This window comes from Paenarthrobacter sp. NEAU-H11 (assembly GCF_050573415.1).
GTDB lineage: Bacteria > Actinomycetota > Actinomycetes > Actinomycetales > Micrococcaceae > Arthrobacter.
Map to the genome: position 1 here is coordinate 211,264 of NZ_JBNZGA010000002.1, position 17,722 is coordinate 228,985.

Annotated in this window: 19 protein-coding genes; 7 read left to right on the forward strand and 12 right to left on the reverse strand. The window is 65.9% G+C overall.

The genetic code is table 11. The annotated features are described in order from the left end of the window. Nucleotides 1-3: 3 nt before the first annotated feature. The 9 genes from ACQ3DC_RS03550 to paaA all read right to left on the reverse strand — a co-directional run bounded on the left by ACQ3DC_RS03550 (nucleotide 4) and on the right by paaA (nucleotide 7,611). Nucleotides 4-1,221, reverse strand: coding sequence for a hypothetical protein (locus ACQ3DC_RS03550; protein ID WP_430751549.1), 1,218 nt, complete (start codon nucleotides 1,219-1,221; stop codon nucleotides 4-6). 4 nt (nucleotides 1,222-1,225) lie between these two features. After that, on the reverse strand, nucleotides 1,226-1,507 hold the full coding sequence (locus ACQ3DC_RS03555; RefSeq protein ID WP_430751550.1) for a PqqD family protein: 282 nt from the start codon (nucleotides 1,505-1,507) through the stop codon (nucleotides 1,226-1,228). 2 nt (nucleotides 1,508-1,509) lie between these two features. Continuing rightward, nucleotides 1,510-2,100 (reverse strand): hypothetical protein, encoded by a 591-nt coding sequence (locus tag ACQ3DC_RS03560; RefSeq protein ID WP_430751551.1) that lies wholly within the window; start codon nucleotides 2,098-2,100, stop codon nucleotides 1,510-1,512. 633 nt (nucleotides 2,101-2,733) lie between these two features. Further along, the gene (locus ACQ3DC_RS03565) at nucleotides 2,734-3,513 is read right to left on the reverse strand and encodes an enoyl-CoA hydratase/isomerase family protein (protein WP_430751552.1); all 780 of its coding nucleotides are present in this window, start codon (nucleotides 3,511-3,513) and stop codon (nucleotides 2,734-2,736) included. A gap of 42 nt (nucleotides 3,514-3,555) precedes the next feature. Continuing rightward, nucleotides 3,556-4,797 carry a 1,2-phenylacetyl-CoA epoxidase subunit PaaE gene (paaE, locus tag ACQ3DC_RS03570; RefSeq protein WP_157241412.1) on the reverse strand — a complete coding sequence of 414 codons (1,242 nt, stop codon included), beginning with the start codon at nucleotides 4,795-4,797 and terminating at the stop codon, nucleotides 3,556-3,558. A 9-nt stretch (nucleotides 4,798-4,806) separates the two neighbouring features. Continuing rightward, complete coding sequence (gene paaD, locus ACQ3DC_RS03575; RefSeq protein ID WP_430751674.1) at nucleotides 4,807-5,331, reverse strand: 1,2-phenylacetyl-CoA epoxidase subunit PaaD; 525 nt, start codon at nucleotides 5,329-5,331, stop codon at nucleotides 4,807-4,809. An 11-nt stretch (nucleotides 5,332-5,342) separates the two neighbouring features. Continuing rightward, nucleotides 5,343-6,236 (reverse strand): 1,2-phenylacetyl-CoA epoxidase subunit PaaC, encoded by an 894-nt coding sequence (gene paaC / locus ACQ3DC_RS03580; RefSeq protein ID WP_430751553.1) that lies wholly within the window; start codon nucleotides 6,234-6,236, stop codon nucleotides 5,343-5,345. Continuing rightward, the gene (paaB, locus tag ACQ3DC_RS03585) at nucleotides 6,233-6,613 is read right to left on the reverse strand and encodes a 1,2-phenylacetyl-CoA epoxidase subunit PaaB (protein ID WP_323056809.1); all 381 of its coding nucleotides are present in this window, start codon (nucleotides 6,611-6,613) and stop codon (nucleotides 6,233-6,235) included. The genes paaC and paaB overlap by 4 nt, the downstream gene beginning before the upstream one ends. Beyond that, nucleotides 6,610-7,611 (reverse strand): 1,2-phenylacetyl-CoA epoxidase subunit PaaA, encoded by a 1,002-nt coding sequence (gene paaA / locus ACQ3DC_RS03590; protein WP_430751554.1) that lies wholly within the window; start codon nucleotides 7,609-7,611, stop codon nucleotides 6,610-6,612. The genes paaB and paaA overlap by 4 nt, the downstream gene beginning before the upstream one ends. A 401-nt stretch (nucleotides 7,612-8,012) precedes the next feature. On the opposite strand from paaA, the gene ACQ3DC_RS03595 reads away from it, so the two are divergent. The 3 genes from ACQ3DC_RS03595 to ACQ3DC_RS03605 all read left to right on the forward strand — a co-directional run bounded on the left by ACQ3DC_RS03595 (nucleotide 8,013) and on the right by ACQ3DC_RS03605 (nucleotide 10,643). After that, nucleotides 8,013-9,032: a hypothetical protein gene (locus ACQ3DC_RS03595; protein ID WP_323056806.1), complete on the forward strand. Its 1,020-nt coding sequence runs from the start codon at nucleotides 8,013-8,015 to the stop codon at nucleotides 9,030-9,032. A gap of 342 nt (nucleotides 9,033-9,374) precedes the next feature. Then, nucleotides 9,375-9,950, forward strand: a complete 576-nt coding sequence (locus tag ACQ3DC_RS03600; protein ID WP_323056805.1) for an iron transporter — start codon at nucleotides 9,375-9,377, stop codon at nucleotides 9,948-9,950. A 63-nt stretch (nucleotides 9,951-10,013) separates the two neighbouring features. Continuing rightward, entirely contained in the window at nucleotides 10,014-10,643 is a 630-nt protein-coding gene (locus ACQ3DC_RS03605; protein ID WP_430751555.1) for a hypothetical protein, read from the forward strand. Between the two features lie 258 nt (nucleotides 10,644-10,901). Here the strand turns inward: ACQ3DC_RS03605 and ACQ3DC_RS03610 are convergent, their stop codons facing one another. From ACQ3DC_RS03610 to ACQ3DC_RS03620, 3 genes are all read right to left on the reverse strand, one after another. Next, nucleotides 10,902-11,474: a hypothetical protein gene (locus ACQ3DC_RS03610; protein WP_421093899.1), complete on the reverse strand. Its 573-nt coding sequence runs from the start codon at nucleotides 11,472-11,474 to the stop codon at nucleotides 10,902-10,904. A gap of 78 nt (nucleotides 11,475-11,552) precedes the next feature. After that, entirely contained in the window at nucleotides 11,553-12,170 is a 618-nt protein-coding gene (locus ACQ3DC_RS03615) for a hypothetical protein (RefSeq protein ID WP_430751556.1), read from the reverse strand. Nucleotides 12,171-12,195: 25 nt separating this feature from the next. Continuing rightward, on the reverse strand, nucleotides 12,196-13,176 hold the full coding sequence (locus ACQ3DC_RS03620; RefSeq protein WP_430751557.1) for a hypothetical protein: 981 nt from the start codon (nucleotides 13,174-13,176) through the stop codon (nucleotides 12,196-12,198). A gap of 195 nt (nucleotides 13,177-13,371) precedes the next feature. Here ACQ3DC_RS03620 and ACQ3DC_RS03625 point away from each other — a divergent pair, with 195 nt between their 5' ends. The 4 genes from ACQ3DC_RS03625 to ACQ3DC_RS03640 all read left to right on the forward strand — a co-directional run bounded on the left by ACQ3DC_RS03625 (nucleotide 13,372) and on the right by ACQ3DC_RS03640 (nucleotide 17,721). After that, entirely contained in the window at nucleotides 13,372-14,649 is a 1,278-nt protein-coding gene (locus tag ACQ3DC_RS03625; protein WP_430751558.1) for a hypothetical protein, read from the forward strand. Nucleotides 14,650-14,850: 201 nt separating this feature from the next. Beyond that, a complete protein-coding gene (locus ACQ3DC_RS03630) occupies nucleotides 14,851-15,561 on the forward strand; it encodes a hypothetical protein (protein WP_430751559.1) in 711 nt (236 codons plus the stop codon). A gap of 37 nt (nucleotides 15,562-15,598) precedes the next feature. Continuing rightward, the gene (locus ACQ3DC_RS03635; protein ID WP_421093894.1) at nucleotides 15,599-16,360 is read left to right on the forward strand and encodes a hypothetical protein; all 762 of its coding nucleotides are present in this window, start codon (nucleotides 15,599-15,601) and stop codon (nucleotides 16,358-16,360) included. 35 nt (nucleotides 16,361-16,395) lie between these two features. After that, the gene (locus tag ACQ3DC_RS03640; protein ID WP_430751560.1) at nucleotides 16,396-17,721 is read left to right on the forward strand and encodes a hypothetical protein; all 1,326 of its coding nucleotides are present in this window, start codon (nucleotides 16,396-16,398) and stop codon (nucleotides 17,719-17,721) included. The last annotated feature ends 1 nt before the right edge of the window (nucleotide 17,722 follow it).

Consider the following 17,722-nt stretch of genomic DNA (forward strand, 5'->3'; position numbering starts at 1 on the left):
AATCTACTTGCGGCCCTGGGCCAGAACTGACTTTGCGATGAGCTGCTCCGTGGCTGCGGCGACGGCGTCCCGGTAGCCTTCCGGGGTGCCGTGCACCTTGCCGACTTCTTCGGCCAGCTGGTCCGGACGTATTGGGCTGGCGGACGCTGCCCAGATGGCCGGCCCGATGCCGCTGAGCCGCACAACCTGGTTCTCCAGCATCACCAGCAGGTCTCCGCCGATGGCCACGGCGTCCCTTGGTGCGGCGCGGCGGATGTAGCCCTCCGGAATATGCCTGAAGCGGGCAGCTTCAGCCGCAGGGGCCTCCCACTCGCTGGTGTCCCCTGGCTGCATCCGGAACAGCGGCTCCAGGGCCGCAGGCAGGTCCGCGGCTTCCGTATAGGTCACCTGCCAGACTCCCCCGACGCGGTCGATCAGGCGGCACAGCGACTGCAACGGCTCCACCATCTCAGCCTGCGAGGACGAGTCCGGGATCAGGGCGAGCACGGCATCGGCCAGCGGGACCCTCTGGAGCTTAGGCGCGGCAGGGCGGCCGCCCGGGACCCGGTTCAACAGCACGATCGACTGGAGGAAGGGCATGGCAGGGGCCGGCAGGAGTCCAAGCTCGTCCGGTCCCACCTGCTGTTTGGGGGTGCCTGGCCCTTGCTTCACGGACAGCGGCTTGGGGTAGGGCACCACCGAGCCGTCCGGGCGGATGGCTACGGTCTCGTCCGTGACATACCCATAGACCTCTGCCAGCAGGGACGCCGCGGTGGTCTTGCCCGTTCCGGACTTGGCCACCAGCGCCACAACGGCCCCAGTGGCAGGGTCCGCCACCCCGCAGGCGTGCAGCATCGTAAGGCCGCCCGCGTTGGCCAGGATGGCGGCCACCGTGAGCCGGGACGTGAGGTGCTCGGCCAACTCCTCGAAGGAGGCGGCCTGCAGCTGGAACGTACCGTCGTCGTACTTCTTTGACTGGTAGGTGACGGACGCCGTGAACGGCTGGTCCATGGTGGGCTCTGGTGGCAGCGGCGGGAGGAAGGGCCCGCCGCCGTCAACGCACCGCGCCCACGCCCAGCGCATGGCATCCCGCTGCTGCCACGTCACCTCAGCGCCCCAACAGACCGTGAACTGCGTTCCCAGGACCTCCAGGCACAGAAGATCGCTGCCTCTCGCCAATTCCTCGAGCAGGCGGTGCTGCCACGCCAAACGTGTGTTCTCCAGGGTTCCCGTGGACCTCATGCCGTCACAGGGAATCGCCGCGGACAGCCTCAATGAGGCGCTGGGCTTCGAGGCTGGCGAGGAAGCCTTCCACCTGCGCCTGCATCTGGCCTGCCTGGTCCTCAAAGCTGGCCTCAAGCTCAGCCAGGATGGACTGCTGGGTCCGTTGCCCGTCGATCAGTTCCCAGATCGCTGCCGCCGGGCCTTCCAGGACCACGGGCTGAGTTGCGTCCAGGTGCAGCAGGGCAACCCGGCTGGCTGAATGGGTGCGGACTTGGGCCACGAGGCCGCCGCGTTTCCACACCACCGTCAGTATGCGACCGTGACGATGCCGGCCATGATGCGGTCCGTGCCGTCCGGAAGTCTGAGCGTGATGGTCAGCGTGTAGCTGTAGGTGGTCTTTGAGGGCGCCGGGGTGACGCGCTGGTATTGGAAGGAGAGGGGGAAAGTGAGTGTCTGGCCACTGGTGACGCCGCCCGCGTAGGTAAACGTTGCGTTGTACTCAAACGCGTTTGTATACGCTGGCACCGCGGCCGTCAGCGTGGCGGAACCAATGGACTGGATGCCCGCCCCGGCAATCACTGTTCCGGAAGGCTTGATGTTGACAGTTCCGGTGATGACCCCGGTCATGGCGATGCCGGTGTTGTTGATCTGGAAGCCCGTGGGGCCCTTGCCTGTCTGGTTGGTGCCGGATCCTGTGCCTGATGAACTGACCAGGGTGATGTTCGATGCCTGGCCCACGAGCGCTGCGGTGGCCGAATAGCCTGACGCAGCCGCCGCCGGTGCGGCGATGGCGGTTGCGATCACCGGCAGGGACCAGGCTACGCCCGCAACAACACTGCGCCGGCTGATGCCGTGCTTTTCGCTCTCAGTGACCTTCGCGTGCAGAACCTCGGACAAATGCGCTCCTGTGTCGGTGTGAAGCCGCCGCTCAGCCACTAAGGCCCGCCGGCGTGCAGTGGCCGGGCTTTCCCGGCTTCGACAACTCTTGCCAACGCAAATAAAGATTTGGTGCAACCAACCTTCAAGGTTTGGTCAAGATCAGGGAAAGTTCTTTTGGAAAACGGTTTCACCTGCGGTGATAGGAGGCTGCGTCGCTCCTATGCGGACGGGTAAGGGCCGGACTCGGCCGCGAACGTAGTTCCGCCTTCATCCGTCACCATCTGGTCCGATTCCCTGAGCGCAGCCGACGCGGAACAGTCATCGCACCGGCCAACAAACTGGTGCGGGCAGGCCGCGAGTTTGACTCCATCCCCGGTGGACATTCTGGTTCGCATGGTTCCCGCCGTTCCTGAATCGTCCCGGTTCACCAGGAGACTCATTCATCCAACCGCCGCGAGGGTGGTGCCGGCGAATGCTGCGGTGGGAGCCGTGGCCACTAAGCCCTCGCCTCGCCGGCACTTCCATTGAACAACCAGGCCGCGCGGGTGACACGAGTAGGCGATACCCGTTTACAACGGGGCAACCGTACTTACCCAAGTCCAGGGAACCGCTCCCTACCTAAGCCCCCACCGGGCTTGGCTCCACAGGCGCCTAACCCCGAAACTGCGGCTCGCGTTTCTCCTGGAACGCCCGGAACCCCTCGGCATAGTCATCGGTTTTGCAGAGCCGTGCCTGCTCGGTGTTTTCCTCCGCCATGGCCTCCCACAGGCCCAGGCGCTGGTCCCGGATGTGGGCCACCAGCTCCTTGCTGGCAACAAAAGCTCCGGTGGCACCCTGCGCCACCTTGGCCACAATCTCCCGGGTGCTGTCCAGCAACGACTCCGCCGGCATGGCGCGGCTGAACAGCCCCTGCGCCACGGCTTCGGCGCCGGAGATCAGGTCCGCCGTGTAGATCAGGTCCAGCGTCCGGTGCATGCCCAGCCGCTCGGTGAAGTACCAGTGCCCGCCGGAATCCAGCGTGGCGCCCAGCTTGGCGAACGGCGAGCCGAACTTGGCGTTCTCCGCCACGTACACCACGTCCGTGGCCAGCAGTAGCCCCAGCCCCACGCCCAGGCAGGCGCCGTGGGCGGCCGCGAACGTGGGCGCCGGGAAGGACGCCATCTTCTTCAGCAGCGGCTCCACCAGCCCGCCCAGGTACGCGGCGGCGTCGTCGCTCTCCGGCGTCACGTTCTGGATGTCCCGGCCCGCGCAAAAGGCGCGGCCCTCTCCCCTCAGCAGCAGCGCCCGCACCTCACCGCGGGAGGCGGCGGCAGCAGCGTCGTCGTACGCCTGGGACAGCTCCGCCAGCGCCTGCTCGTCCAGCGAGTTCAGCTTGTACGGGGCGTCCAGCACAACCTCGGCAACGCCGTTGGTGATGGAGAGGGAAATCATGGGGCTCCTATGGTTCAGACGGGCAACGGTGGGACCGGGGACTTAGACGTCGAAGTCGACGGTGACTTCCTTGCTGGTGGGGTGGCTCTGGCAGGTCAGCACGTAGCCCTTGTCCAGCTCATCCTGCTCCAGCGCGTAGTTTTCGTCCATGGTGACGCTGCCGGTGACCACCTTGGCCCGGCACGTGCCGCACACTCCCCCGGCGCACGCGAACGGCACGTCCGGGCGGACCCGCAGCGCGGCGTTGAGGATGGACTCGCGGGCGTGGGTGGGGCTGGCCACCTCGCCCTGCAGGCCGTCCAGCTTGAACGTGATCTTGTACGTCTCTTTAGACTCGTCCACCAGCACGGGACGGCCCGCATTGCCCTCCGGCTTGTCCGGCTTGCCGGACGTGAACAGCTCGAACCGGACATTCTCCGGCTTCACGCCGCGCTCGGCCAGGGTGTCCCGGCACAGCTGCACCAGCTCGAAGGGCCCGCACAGGAACCACTCGTCCACATCGTCCGCGTGGATGGCGGTGCCCAGCAGCTGCCGGAGCTTCTCCGAATCGATCCGGCCGGACAGCAGCGGGGCGATCCGCTGCTCGCGGGACAGCACATGGTGGATGGCCAGCCGCTGCGGATACTTGTCCTTCAGGTCCGCGAGCTCCTCCAGGAACATCACGTCCATGGCCGCCTTGTTGGCGTAGATGAGGTCGAACCGGCACTCCGGGTTGGCGGCCAGCAGCGTGCGGGCGATCGCGATCACCGGGGTGATGCCGGAGCCGGCGGCGATGGCCACGAAGTTGGCTTCGCCCTGGGAGGCCACGTCCCCCGCCAGCTCCTCCGGGTTGTTCATGGAGTTCATCCGGTTCTGCTCCACGGCCTGGCCGTCGCGGCCGTGCCGGGACACGAACGCGCCCATGGGACTCATCACGTCCAGGGTGTCCCCGGCCTTCAGCTCGGCATTGGCCCAGGTGGAGAACAGCCCGCCCAGGTCCTTCTTGATGGCCACCCGGATCTCGCTGGTGCCGTCCTCGAAGCTGCGCGGCTCGGCGCAGATGGAGTAGCTGCGGCGGATTTCCTTGGGCTCGCCGGTCTCGTCCGGCAGCGTGGTGCGCAGCGCCACGTACTGGCCGGGCAGGTAGTCGAACTGGCCGGCGAGCTCCGCAGGCACGTGGAAGGAGACCTCGATGGCATCCTCGGTGAGCCGGCGCACCTCCTTCACGGCGAGCGTGTGGAAGGACGGACGACGGCGGCCGGTGGCCTGCGCCTCTTCGGCGGCGGTCTGGCGGACAACAGGCATGGGGCTTCCTTACAGCACTTTGAAGTAGTCGAACGGTTCCTTGCAGTCCTGGCAGACGTACAGCGCCTTGCAGGAGGTGGAGCCGAAGCGGGTGAGCTCTTTGGTGTTCAGGCTGGCGCACTGCGGGCACTTGACGGCCATTTTCAGGCGGATGGGCCCGGCGTGGCGTGCCGCGTTGCTCATGCCCGTGGGCGGGGCGATGCCGTATTCCCGCAGCTTCTGCTTGCCGGCCTCCGTCATCCAGTCCGTGGTCCAGGCCGGGGCGAGCACCAGGTCCACCTCCACGTCCGCGTAGCCTTCCTTGGCGAACGCGGTCTTCAGGTCGTCGCGGATGGCGTCCATGGCCGGGCAGCCCGAGTACGTGGGCGTGATGGTGACCTTTACGTGTCCATCCTGCGCCACCTCGACATTCCGCAGGATTCCCAGGTCCTCGATGCTGAGCACCGGGATTTCCGGGTCCACCACGGTGGCCGCGATGTCCCAGGCCTTCTGCCGCGGCGTCCGGGTCCTCGACTCAAAGTCGGAAATGTACATGTCCATGACGGTCACCAGCTTGCTCCGGGGTGTTCGCGGGCCAGCACCTGCATCTCGGCCAGGATGTAGCCGAGGTACTCGGAGTGCCTGCCCTGCCGGCCGCCGCCGGGTGCGGCGGGAACGTCCGGAACCTCCAGCCCGGCCTCGGTGAGGACTTCGCCGGTGAGCCGGTCAAAGTCCTCCTTGAGCGAGGAAGGCGCGACGGCGATGCCCGCCTCCGTGAGGCGGCCCGTCAGGTCGTCGTCGCGGAAGAGTTCCTCCACGTAAGGCCACATGATGCGCAGGCCATGGATCATACGGGTGCGGGATTCCTCCGTGCCGCCGGCCAGGCGCAGGATCCACTGGGCGGCGTGGTCGCGGTGGTAGTCCACTTCCTTCACGGCTTTCGCGGCGATGGCGGCCAGGGTGGCGTCCTTTGATCCGGTCAGCTTGCCGTAGAGCAGGAACTGGTAGTAGCTCACCACGAACTGGCGGGCGATGGTGGCCGCGAAGTCGCCGTTGGGCTGCTCGAACAGCTGGACGCTGCGGAACTCGTGCTCGCGGCGGAAGTAGGCCAGGTCATCCTCGGACTTGGGCGTTCCGTCCTCGTTTGTGAGGGCGCCACCGGCGTAGCTGAGGAAGGAGCGGGCATGGCCCAGCTGGTCCAGGGCGATGTTGCCCAGGGCGATGTCCTCCTCCAGCTCTGGTGCGCGGGAAATCCAGTGGCCCAGGCGCTGGGCCAGGATCAGGGCGTCGTCGCCCAGGCGCAGCGCGTACTCGGCGGTGTCCTCGGACGGCTTGGCCAGGCCGGTGCGGACCTCGAGCGCAATGTCCTCCGGGCGGAGCGCGTTGCCGGGGGTGATGCGGGTGGCGGAGGCGTTGCTGTCGCCGGCCACGCCGGTGGAGATGTCGCCGTGGCCGCTCACAGGTGCTTCACCCCTTCGCTCTTGGTGTAGTACGTGGCGTGGCGGTAGTCCTTGCCCTGGGGCGATTCGAAGAACGAGCCCTTGGCGTCCGGATCGCTGGCGGCGATGGCATCCGCGGGGACAACCCAGATGGACACGCCCTCGTTGCGGCGGGTGTAGAGGTCCCGGGCATTGCGCAGGGCCATGGCGGCATCCGGTGCGTGCAGGGAGCCGGCGTGGACGTGGCTCAGGCCGCGGCTGGACCGGACGAAGACCTCCCAGAGGCCCCAGGCCGAGCGGTCGTGGTGCTCCTGCGGAGCGGGGGATGCCTTCGGGGCGTCGCGGTTGATTTCCGTTGCCGAGCTGGCGGGGGCTTCGGGGTTGCCGTGGGGGCTCATGCTGCGTATTCCTTCTGCTTGTTAAGCTGCTTGGCTGCGTAGGCGGCCGCTGCCTCGCGGACCCACGCGCCGTCGTCGTGCGCTTGCCTGCGGCGCTCAAGCCGCTGGGAGTTGCAGGGGCCGCGGCCGGCGAGCACTTCGTGGAACTCGTGCCAGTCCAGCGGGCCGTGCTCCCACTTCTTCGTGTCCTCGTTGTAGCGGATCTGGTCATCCGGGAGGGTGAGGCCCAGGACCCTGACCTGCTCCACCATCATGCCCACGAAGCGGCTGCGGAGTTCGTCGTTGCTGAAGCGCTTGATGTTCCAGGCCATGGACTGCTTGGAGTTGGGCGAATCGTCATCCGGCGGGCCGAACATCATCAGGGCCGGGGCGTACCAGCGGTTCACGGCGTCCTGGGCCATCTGCTTCTGCGCGGGGGTGCCGTTGGAGAGTTCCAGCAGGATCTCGAAGCCCTGGCGCTGGTGGAAGGACTCTTCCTTGCAGATGCGCACCATGGCGCGGCCGTAGGGGCCGTAGGAGGCGCGGCACAGCGGGACCTGGTTGCAGATGGCGGCGCCGTCCACCAGCCAGCCGATGGCGCCCATGTCCGCCCAGGTCAGCGCGGGGTAGTTGAAGATGCTCGAGTAGCGGGCCTTGCCGGCGATCAGCGCGTCCGTCATCTCGTCCCGGTTCTGGCCCAGGGTCTCGGCGGCGGAGTAGAGGTACAGCCCGTGGCCGGCCTCGTCCTGGACCTTGGCCATGAGGATGGCCTTGCGCTTCAGGCTGGGGGCGCGGGAAATCCAGTTGGCCTCCGGCTGCATGCCGATGATCTCGGAGTGGGCGTGCTGGGAGATCTGGCGCAGCAGGGTCTTGCGGTAGGCCGCCGGCATCCAGTCCCGGGGCTCGATGCGCGAGTCCTCGGCGATGACGCGGTCGAAGTTGGCCTGGCCCGCCGCGTCTGCCGTTTCGCTGGTTCCAGCCGTTCGCTCCGGCACTGACTGCAAGTTCTGCGCTGCCATGGTTGCTCCTATGCAAAGACCTTCGGGGGCGGCCGGAATTATTTACCGACCGTTCGTTCAGGATATGCGGGAGCGCCGGACCCCGTCAAGCGCCGCCGCCACCCTTGTGATGGTGCCGGCGGATGCCCGGCCGTTGACGGAGACCGCCCGAATCTCCCGCAAAAGGTGCGCGGCCACGGTCTGTAATGTCTACGAAATGTCCCGCCCGGCCTACACCGCGCACATATACTGGCCACGCCCTACCGGGCCTAATGACAGCCTAAGGTCTCCTCACGTCGGCGTTTGGGCGCCGCCGACTGCTCCCAGCCCGCACACAGTTTTCCTGCATCGCTCGACGCCGGGCCTCCATGAAACCGGTGTTTGCACGGACGTCGGATGCCGACTTCTAAGAACGGATGATCATGAGACGGTTCCTGGTATTGATGAGTGCTGTTGCGCTGGCCTGCCTTGGCATGCCAGCGCTGGTTCCCGGTACGGCCCAGGCCGCACCGGGGCCTTGCATAGGCGCACCTGCAGCCGACGGGACGAGCTACGCCGAAACGCGGCAGTTCGTGGACACCCAGGCATGGTGGGTGCCGGAAGCGGATCAAGCAAACAACACCACCACCAACTCCGGCCACCTGCACCTGGGGGCGTGCATACCTGAGCGCGAAACGATCAGTTCGGGCAACCTCACCATCAAAGTGAGGGTGGTTCTCCACGACAACCCTGGCAAGGCGAACTACGTCTCCATGGTGTTCAAAACCTCAGACAATGAAACAACCGTCCAAAAATGCTACCTGCGGGCCACTGCAGCAAACTTCAGCTGCCCGGGGCCCGCAAGCAACGGCAAAGGCGATTTTGTGTGCTCCGGCACCTGTGAGCGGTGGCTGACGTTCTCGCAGCCGATCTCTTCGTTCAACCATTCCGGCCTGCAGGAAGTCCGCTTCCGCGCGTTTGTCCCGGAGCCGGACAGCAAGCAAATGGTCGCCAGCTTCAACTGGCAGGTGGGCATCCAAAACGGAAAGTCCCCGTCGAACGTCTCGAGGTACGCCTTCCTGCGCGGCAAGGGCTGGTACACGCACGCCGAGTACTGCGAGGCCTCGGTCCGCAGCGCTCCCCTTCCCGACGGCCCGGTTTCAGGCATCTGGACGCCAGTAGTGGGGCTCACCACCCATCCTGACGGCTCGCTCCCGGCCACCCGCTCATTCATCGCGATCGACCCGGACTTCCATGCTTCTCCGGCACGCCCCGGAACCGTGCTGCGGGACGCCGCCGGCCCCTACGGGCCCGAACCTTTTGGGGCCGCTCCCCTGTCCATTGACACCCGGACCCTGGCCAACGGCGTGCACAAGCTGCACCTGCGCACATCGTGCCGCGACAACACGCTGGGTTCAACCAACTCCGGCGTGACGGTGATTCCCTTCACGGTGGCCAACTGACGGCACCCGTGTCCGCCCAGTTCAGGGACGGATAGTTGGACGGGTAGCTGAAGGTGCTGACGTAGCGGGCCTTGCCGGGCGAGTAGGCAAGGCCCGCTGCCTGCGGAAGCAACGCTCTCTCACTTGATGCGGCCTTTCGCCCAACGCTCCTGCACCCCGCCGTAACACTTTGCCGAATTAGCGCATGGAAAGTTTGCATAATTCACTGGGACGGGTAATCTTCCTAATTAGGTAAGGCTAACCTTGGCGCCCGCGGCAAGGCCCGCTGCCCTTGCCTACCCTCCCCATGCGGGGCTTATTAGCGTCCGCACTTGTTACGGCACCCCAACCAAAGGACTTACGTTGCTTCGTCATGCCCTGGCCGCAGTGGTCACCCCCCTTGCCCTCCTCGCCCTGACCGGTTGCGGCACCCAAGCCGCCGCCAACACCCAAGCCGCAAAGGAAGATGCGTTCACGGTTCCCGCCGGCGTTCAGGAGCAGTACCAGGTACTGGCCGATGAGCTTGCCGAAAAGGGCAAGACCGTCGAGTCCGGGGAATGGACCGTCAACCTGATCACCGAGGCGGCCGAGCCTTGGTTTGACGAGCACGGTACGCATTTCCGTGCGCCGGAAGCCGGCGAGACCCACCACATCGAGATCATCCCTGTCGAGGCCTCGACCGGCAGGATCGTCCCCAACGTGCCGATCACGCTGGAGGTGGTAAACGCCCAGGACAAGGTGGTCCAGTCGATGGAACTGAATTTCTACTACTCCACCTTCTATCACTACGCCAACAACTTCACCGTGCCGGAAGCGGGGACCTATACAGTGCGCGCCACCCTCGGCGTCCCCGCGTTCAACCGCCACGGCGAAGAGTCCGACACGCCGCCCCTGGTTGAGGGCACCACCGTGGAGTTCAAAGACGTCGAGCTGAGCTAGGTTCCACATGTCACTTTCCACCCTTTCGCGGCGCTATGGCGGGCGGCGAAGCCGGGTTCCGCGATGACAGGCGTGGCGCTCCGGCCGGGCACGCCGGAGGCGGGCGCGCCGGAAACAGGACCGGCGCGCCCGCCGGCACCGTTGTCACGCCGCCACAGGCAGCGACTGGTTTTCCTCGGGGTGCTGTGCACGGCCGGATGGCTGGCTTCGGTGCTCGTGGGGCATTATGTGGACTGCGGGCCGGAACTCCACCGGATCGGCCTTGCCGTTCACATCCTCGCCCTGGTGCTGTCGTTCGGCACCATCCTGGTGGTCGACTGGCTGGGACTGCTGTGGCTGCTTGGCAAGATGGAAATGCACGAGTCCGGGAAGCTTGAGGCCGCCGCAAAGCCGCTCATTTGGGGCGGCCTCGCCCTGCTGCTGGTTTCAGGCGCCCTGATCAGCCCTGACCTGACCAGCACGGTCACAGTGGTCAAACTCGTGGCCGTCCTAGTGCTGATGCTGAACGGCCTCAGCATCGCACCGGCCATGCACCGGCTGCTCGCGCTCCCGCCGAGCACACGCTTCAGCGAGCTGACAAAGAGGCTGCGTCTTCGGCTCCTGATCGCACTGACCGTTTCCCAGACCTGCTGGTGGACTGCAGTGCTCATCGGCCTCATCAACAGCACGCTGCGTCGCTGGACCGGCGCCTGACCCGCTCTATCAATCCGGCCAATCCGGTACTTCCCCGCACCGGCGCGCACCGCCGTCGTGCGTTCCTGCCCGGTTACCTTCCTGGCACGGGGTGCGGCGCGCCGAGGACGACGGCGCGTCGCACCTCTGGACCGCCCTCGCCCGACAGCAACTGGGCAGGAACGTCCGCTGGGCCGCAAGCTCTCGCCTCCCTGGAATACTCAGTCCCAACAGGGCGGCCGCTGATACGGGTCGGCCGGGCCGGAAGGGCTGGCCCCGTCAGCGCCCAGCCTCGAGTTCCTTGCCAGCGGCTTCCGCAAACTGTGTGGTGTGGTTTGTCATGTCCTCGTCAATCCCACCGAAATACGAGGCCGCTTCGTCGGTGCTATCGCCCAGATATTTCCATGCTTCGTCCAACTCCCGTGCGATGGATTGCTTGGCTTCTTGGACGGGCGCCGTGGCGATGACTTGCACCTTCCAGCACGCGGCAACTGCATTGTCATAGTCCGACTTGGCTTCTTCGAGGACCGCTTTGGCCTCTGGCGTGTCCTGGGCATTGAGCTGCGCCAGGCTGTTGTATCGCGTAGCCGACAACTGGAAGGCTTGCGCATCACCCAGGAGGCCCGAATACACAGCCACCCGTTCTGCAAGAAAGAAAGCATGACGGCTTCTCTCGGCTTCCGCTGACGTGGACATCGCCGCCGCGAGGAAGGTGAAGATACCGCCAACGAGCGCACCTAACAGAGCGCCCGCTGCTCCCCAGAAACCACTGCTGTTGAGCAAGTGGTTCAACGGTGAGGGCGTCTTGTCACCGCCAGAGGCGGCTGCCCCGTCCGAAACCACAGATTCCATCCGCTGACCCTTCCCTGGGAAACTGACGCACCCCGTTGACATGGCAAGGTGCATGAGATGAGACACGGGCCGGACCAATCACCGTCGCTGCGAGCCGCTTAAAGTCGCCGAGGGTGCCTGACCAGGCGTACCGGAAGATGTTGGTGTATCAGTCATCGAAGTCGAAGGTGTTGACGTAGCAGTAGTTGAAGTCTCAGGCGGTGACGGTGTGCCTGTGGAGATGGTGACAGGTGTAGGTGAAATGGCCTGAAGGGGTGCGTCAGCACTCGAGCTTGCGGCAAGTGGGACTGAAATCCGCTTCGTGGTCGCATTCGGCACATTCTGCTTCGTAACGGCCACGTCCAATGTGGTCTGCCTGGCACCCTCAGCCAACCACTCACCGCGCACCGTGCAAGTCTGGCCTGGCTTGAGAATTGTCCTGCACCCATTGATTTCTATCTTGAAAGCGGTCTTGTTCAGTCCAACATCAGGCACGATATCCGAGCCGGTGTCATTCACGACCTCAAAAGACTCGATGGTGCCAGCTTCGACGCTGCTGCCGTCACCGCCAGGTAGAAACAGCCAGTTCTCATCGCCAATTTTCACGCGATTTACCACCGAAACGGGTGCAGCTGAACTGACGCCGTTGCCGCCGGATGGAGGATTCCGCGCACAGGCGCCCAGTGCAATAGGGAGAATAGCCGTCAACATTGCCATAGACGTGGTCCTACGTCCCATTTAATTAACCTTCTCCCGGCTCGAATTCAACACGGTATTCTGGACTTTCTTCCAGAACAATTGCGGCACCGGCCGTGCGTGACCACCCTTCGGATAGCAGGAAGTATTTCCCGGAACTCAGCGTCACGAACCTGAGCCCGGTGTACTTGAACCCGTACTTCGACCCGGGAACCAAAATGCGCTCTTCCTTGACGGAGCTTCCCATCGCGAGGGACTGGACACTGTAGACCGTCACTGAGGGACGCTTAGCCAAATCCCGCGCATATTCCTTGGACCTGCCCGTACCCAGCGCTCCGGCGTATGACGAACAGGCCCAGAACAAAGCCACAACCACCAGCAGGACAACGGACACATAGCCAAGCTTCTCCCACATCGGCAAGCGCCTCAGCCTTTGATCGCCCAGCGCTGTTCGCCGAAGAACCCAGAAAGCGTATGCGCTGCCAGCGGTTCCGCCACCCAGGGCAGCGGGTTCAAAAAGGAAGGAGGTGCCAAAGGGTAGTTCATCGAACATCGACCACACTGCAAGTGAGGTGACAAATGCTCCCACCAGTAGTACTAATCCAGCGCATATTTGAACATATCCAAAACCAATCGCCCGCCGAATGACATTGACTGTAAGAGCATGAACTCCTACACACAGAACCGAGATAAGCAGGATTACTATCGCGGGAACGATCAATGCGTCCGCACTTCTAAGCAAATAATCCACGGTTGAATACTCGAGGACACTCTGGTCAATGCCAAAATATGCGGTGCGAGTAGCAGTCATGGTCCAGCCGAACCAGAATGACAGAGCGGTGGCAACGGTGGTGAGGGGTGCAATAATGGCGAACCATTGCAGGACGGAATGACTCAGGTCCGCACCGTTTGTGGTTGGTGCCGTCCGCGATGTAGAACGAAGCCGGCCTGATTCAGGTGTGTGTATGCGAAGCCCCCGGCCGAGCCTAAGGCTTTGCTTGCTGCCACGGATCTTGCCCGGACTCACTGGTCGTCTCCAAAATCTTCTTCTCGCTGAGCACGTCTTCAGTTGCTCATACACGTCGTTACTACGGCGTTACCGAAGAAGGGACGCCGGGTCATTGGACCGAGTTGGTGTCACCCCACGCCAGGGCCGCACCTGTGCTTCCGTACGCTCCCGTAGGAACTTCCGTTACCCGATGCACGGAGGCTAGCCTGAGCCATGGTCACTGTGGGACCGGCAGGCCAGGGCATGGAGCTACAGGCGGGGCTCGCCACTGAGCTGCGCGCCTTGCCCGGCCTGCTGAAAGCACTGGGCATGCTGGCCATGACCCACCTGGAGGTGCAGCAGGCCACCGAAAACTGCCTGGCCGAGAACCCGATGCTGGAGCGGATGGACGGCCACCCGTGCCCCGGCTGCGGCCGCCATGTCCAGTCCGGCTCCTGTTACCGCTGCCGGGACAAGGGCGCTGCCCTGCACTACCAGGACGGGCCCGAGCCGGGCATTGACCCCTTCAGCACCCTTGAAGCAGATGCCGGGCTGGAAGTGCGGCCGGACTCCCGCGGTGCCCTCGAATACGTGATGGGACACCTGACGCAGCGGGGCACCCTGGACGCGGAGCCGGACGAGATCGCGGAGTTGCACGGGCTGGAGACCGTTCAGGTCCAGGAAGCCCTCCGGGCCCTCCGCGCCGTGGGGCCGCCCGGCATCGGGGCAGCGAGCGTCACCGCCCTGCTGGCCGCCCAGGCCGAGGCGCTGGTGAAGGCGGGCGGGGCGCCGGCCTGGCTCCCCCGCCTGGTCAGCGACCACCTGGGCGACCTTGCCGCGGGAAGCACTGCCGACGTCGGACGCGCCCTGCGGATCCCGGAAGAGCAGGTCCGGAAGGGGCTGGCCATCATCCAGGAACGGCTGAGGCCGTTCGCCGCCGCGGAGACCGGCCGGACAGACGCCGCCCCCGCCGCCGACGTGTTCCTCTACCGCAGGCCCGACGGGTCCCTGGAGGTGGAGGTGCCCGCGAGCGCCTGGTTCGGCCTCAGGCTGGTGGAGCTATCCGACGGCGTGAAAAGGGCTCCCGAGGCGAAGCAGTGGCTGGCGGAGCACGAACTTGCGGCGCAGCGGCACATCTACCAGGTTGACCGCCGGGCCAGCGTCCTGCTCCGCATCACCGAATGCGCCGTGGCCCGGCAAAAGGATTTCCTGGACCACGGCGACGGGCACCACCGGCCGCTCACCCGCACCGCAGTGGCGGAGGAAATCGGCGTGCACCCCTCCACCGTCAGCCGGGCTGTCCGCGGGAAGCGGCTGCGGCTGCCCTCCGGCGCGGTTGCCGATCTTTCCTGCCTGTTCGGCAAGGGCCTAGCCCCCAGGGCTGCCCTGCAGGGGCTCCTCGACGCCGGCCCGGAGCGCATGTCCGATGAAATGCTTCGCGAAGAGCTGAGCCGCCAGGGCTTCAGCATCGCCCGGCGGACCGTCACCAAGTACCGCCACTCCCTCCAGTAACCGGAGCCCGCCGCGAACCTGCGTTCGCGGGAGCGAACCCGGCTTCGGCTCCGCGGTGCCGCGGATGCGCCGACTGCCAGCGATCCGCCCCTCCCCGAAGCACCCGTCCGTGTTGGCACGAATTGTGCAGTAGGAGGGGTATGCGGTGTTCCGCGAGGGTGTCCCCCAAGGCACCTGCAAGCATCCGGGAAGGAAATACTCATGCACGACATCGACAGGGCCCTGTTCGAAGGCCAGGACGAAGGCACCTGGGGCGAGGTGATGGATGAAGAATCCGGCTTCTCCTTCGAAGGCGAACAATCCCCGTTCCAGGCGGAAGAGTCCAGGGAGGACAGCGCCGGCGAATTCTGGGGCGAGACCGACAGCCAGGAGATGGATGAACTGTCCCTGGCCGCTGAACTGCTGGCCGTCAGCGACGAAGGCGAGCTGGACCAGTTCCTTGGCAGCCTGGCCAGGCGGGCCGTTTCCGCGGCCCGCGACTTCGCCGGATCCGACGCCGGCAGGGCCGTGGGCAACATCCTGAAGTCCGCGGCGCGGAAAGCACTTCCGCAGCTCGGCCAGGCCGTGGGTAACTACATCGTCCCCGGCGCCGGCGGACAGGCCGGACGGCAGGTGGGCAAGTGGCTCGGCAGCAGGTTCGAGACGGGGCTCCAGCTTGAGGGCCTCTCGCCGGAGGACCGCGACCTCGAGACCGCCCGGGCGTTTGTCCGGTTCGCCACCTCCACGGCCCAGCGCGCCGCGTCCATGCCCAAGAGCGTCCCCGGCCCCCTCGCCGCGCAGAAGGCCGCAACCGCCGCGGCCCGCCAGCACCTTCCGGGGCTGCTGAAGCGTCCAGGCCGGGCCGGCTCCCCTGCGAACAGCGGCCGCTGGGTCCGCCGGGGCAACAACATCGTGATCATCGGCGCCAGATAACCCCACCCACAGAACAACCAAGCCAAAGGACATTGACATGAGCACCAACTACTACGCAGGCGAGACTGAATCGGCTTTCCCCTGGGCGCAGGAGGAAGAGGACGAAGGCAGCTTCAGCGGCTATGAAGGCGAGCAGGACAACGAGGAAAACCTGGAGTCCGAGCTGGCCATGGAGCTGCTCAGCATCAGTTCGGAGGAGGAGCTGGACCAGTTCCTGGGAAAGCTCGCCCGGAGCGTGGTGCGGAACGCCTCCAAGTTCGTCAAATCACCCATCGGCAAGGCCCTGGGCGGTGCCCTGAAATCGGTGGCCAAGAAGGCGCTGCCCATCGTGGGAGGCGCGATCGGCTCCTTCGTTGCTCCCGGCGTCGGCACTGCCATTGGAAGCAAGCTCGGCTCCCTGGCCGGCGGGCTGCTCGAGGCCGAGGAGGCCGAGTCGATGGATGAAGCGGAGGCCGAGGAGGAAGCGGCCCGCCGCTACGTCCGGTTTGCCCGGGCCTCCTACCGCAACGCCGCCCGCACCCCTGTGTCCGTGCCGCCGGCCGCCGCTGCCCGCGCCGCGGCCACCAGCGCGGCCCGGCGGTACGCACCGTCCCTGCTGCGTTCCCGCCGCGCCGCGCGGCGCAGTTACCGCGGCGGAACCCGGATCTACGGCGACCAGTATGCAGGTGCCGTGTGGGGCGCCCCGGACGAAGGCTGGGACAGCCAGTCAAACGGCGGCTCGAACGGCAACTCAAACGGCGGCGCCGATGAAGGCCGGTGGATCCGCCGTGACGGACGCGTCATCCTCCTCGGCGTGTGACGGCGCAGGCGACGAGCAGAAGGGAGGCGAGCCGGATGGACACAAAGACCCTCAGCACCAGCCTGATCGAGAGCGAAGCAACCGGCCTGCTGACCCGCCTTGACCAGGTGAAGCCGTTCGTCATGCACGAAACGATGGTCCTCGCCGCTGCCCTGCCCCGGGACGCCCAGCTGCTGATCGAACGGTTCCTCCACTCCGGGCGCAACGACCTCCGCCGGCAGCTGGCATCCTTCCTGGACTGGCTGCACGGCGAGGGACAGTTCGCCACGGCCGCCGAGCAGCAGCACCGGTTCGTCCTCATCCGCCTGCAGTTCAACGTGGTCCTGGCCCAGTTCGATCTCTTCACCGAAGTGGTGACCCAGCGCAGCGAACACTCCACCGGCGTGTGGCTCTCCGGGCTGGACATCCTCGCGCAGGATGCGCTGCGGGTTGAAACGTCGGACGACGGCGACACCAGGCTGGTGGTCTACCTCGCCAGGGGTGCGGGTGCTGCGATCCGCCGGGCCAAAACCCGGCTCCCCGGGGGCAAGCCAAATCCCGTGGGCATCATCCGGCTTCCCCGGGAGCGGATGATCGGCAGCGGGATCGCCTCGTCACTGGTCCATGAAGTGGGGCACCAGGGCGCGGCGCAGCTGGAACTGGTCCCCTCCCTGCGCGCCGAGATCGAGCGGCGCACCACCGGGAACCCGGGCGGCATATGGGAGGCGTTCTCCCAGTGGGTCAGCGAGATGGTGGCGGACCTGTGGTCCGTGGCCACCGTGGGCATCACCTCGACCATCGGGCTGCTGGCCGTGGTGAGCCTCCCGCGCTATTTCGTTTTCCGCCCCAGCGGCACCGACCCGCACCCCATGCCGTACCTGCGGGTGCTGATTTCCGCCGCCATGGGAAACGCCCTCTACCCGCACCCCCAGTGGCAGGAACTCACCAGGGTCTGGAAGGCGATGTATCCGCTTGCCGGCCTGCCGGCCGAACACGCCGCCTGGATCCGGAACTGCGAAGCCCGGATCGGGGACCTCGTTGAGCTGCTGCTGACGCACCCCGTGCCGCTGGCAGACGGCCGCGAACTCGGCTCCATCTTCCCCCTCGGCGAGCGCCAGCCCGGGCAACTGCTTCGCCTCCACCAGGCATGGGGCGACGACTTCGGCGTCATGGCCCGGCAGCGGCCGGCCCTGGTGTTCGCCGTCCTGGGCCAGGCCAAGGCGGCCGGACGCATCACGGCAGCGGACGAAAGCTCCCGGTTGTCCTCGCTGCTGACCGCCTGGGCAGTCCGGGGCAGCCTGGACCTCATGGGTTCGCCGGCACCTGTCCGGGGACATTCACCGCACACCTTCACCACAACAGCACTAACAACAAGGAGATAGC